This window comes from Methylobacterium tarhaniae (genome assembly GCF_001043955.1).
GTDB classification, from domain to species: Bacteria; Pseudomonadota; Alphaproteobacteria; order Rhizobiales; family Beijerinckiaceae; genus Methylobacterium; species Methylobacterium tarhaniae.
Genome location: NZ_LABZ01000379.1, coordinates 1 through 930 on the forward strand (window position 1 = coordinate 1; position 930 = coordinate 930).

The following is a 930-nucleotide window of genomic DNA, read 5'->3' on the forward strand; positions in this document are numbered from 1 at the left end:
GGTCGGCCGAGATCAGGGGCGCGACATGGGCGGTCGGGGGAGAGCGGAACGGCATCCACTTCATCGGGCGAGAACTCCGTCAGCGGCGGGCGAGGCGCGCGTGGTCCTGCGGCTGGGGCGGCCGGCCCGCCCCCTCTACCTGCGCGGGCCGGACGCCCAGCCGCAGGACCACGCGCGCCTCGCCCGCCGCTGACGGAGTTCTCGCCCGATGAAGTGGATGCCGTTCCGCTCTCCCCCGACCGCCCATGTCGCGCCCCTGATCTCGGCCGACCGGGCCGGGGAGCTCGCGGCGCTCCACGCCACCGCCTTCGCGCGCCCCTGGGAAGCCGACGAGTTCGAGCGGATGCTGTGCGAGCGCGGCCACATGGCCCATGCCCTGATGCTCGGCACGGTGATCGGCGGCTTCGTGCTCTCGCGCCAGGTGCTCGACGAGGCGGAGATCCTCACCATCGTGCTCGGCCCCGCCTCCCGCGGCGCGGGCCTGAGCCGCCAGCTCCTCCGGTCGCACCTCGTCGCCCTGGAGGATGCGGGCGTGCGCCGGGTCCATCTCGAGGTCGATGACGGCAATGCCCCGGCGCTCGCCCTCTACCGCCGCCTCGGCTTCACCGAGACCGGTCGCCGGGCGAGCTACTATGCCCGGCCCGACGGCAGCCGCGCCAACGCGATCATGATGCAGGCGGCTTTGGGCTGACGCAGCGCCCGGCGACCGATTCCAGCCGGGACCTGACCTGCCCTTGCGTCAGAACTGAGATGGGCGGCGTCGGGCGCTGCGTCAGCCCAAAGCCGCCTGCATCATGATCGCGTTGGCGCGGCTGCCGTCGGGCCGGGCATAGTAGCTCGCCCGGCGACCGGTCTCGGTGAAGCCGAGGCGGCGGTAGAGGGCGAGCGCCGGGGCATTGCCGTCATCGACCTCGAGATGGACCCGGCGCA

The 930-nt window shown here is 73.4% G+C and carries 1 protein-coding gene and 2 pseudogenes; 2 read left to right on the forward strand and 1 reads right to left on the reverse strand.

Annotated elements, in window-relative coordinates; translation table 11 throughout:
* Positions 1-127: 127 nt before the first annotated feature.
* Together VQ03_RS35190 and VQ03_RS30105 are read left to right on the forward strand one after the other, a co-directional pair.
* A pseudogene (locus VQ03_RS35190) lies at positions 128-193 on the forward strand (tRNA (adenosine(37)-N6)-threonylcarbamoyltransferase complex dimerization subunit type 1 TsaB); the annotation flags it as partial.
* A 15-nt stretch (positions 194-208) separates the two neighbouring features.
* Entirely contained in the window at positions 209-691 is a 483-nt protein-coding gene (locus tag VQ03_RS30105; RefSeq protein ID WP_048454613.1) for a GNAT family N-acetyltransferase, read from the forward strand.
* An 81-nt stretch (positions 692-772) separates the two neighbouring features.
* Here the strand turns inward: VQ03_RS30105 and VQ03_RS34885 are convergent.
* Positions 773-930: pseudogene (locus VQ03_RS34885) on the reverse strand (ribosomal-protein-alanine acetyltransferase); the annotation flags it as partial.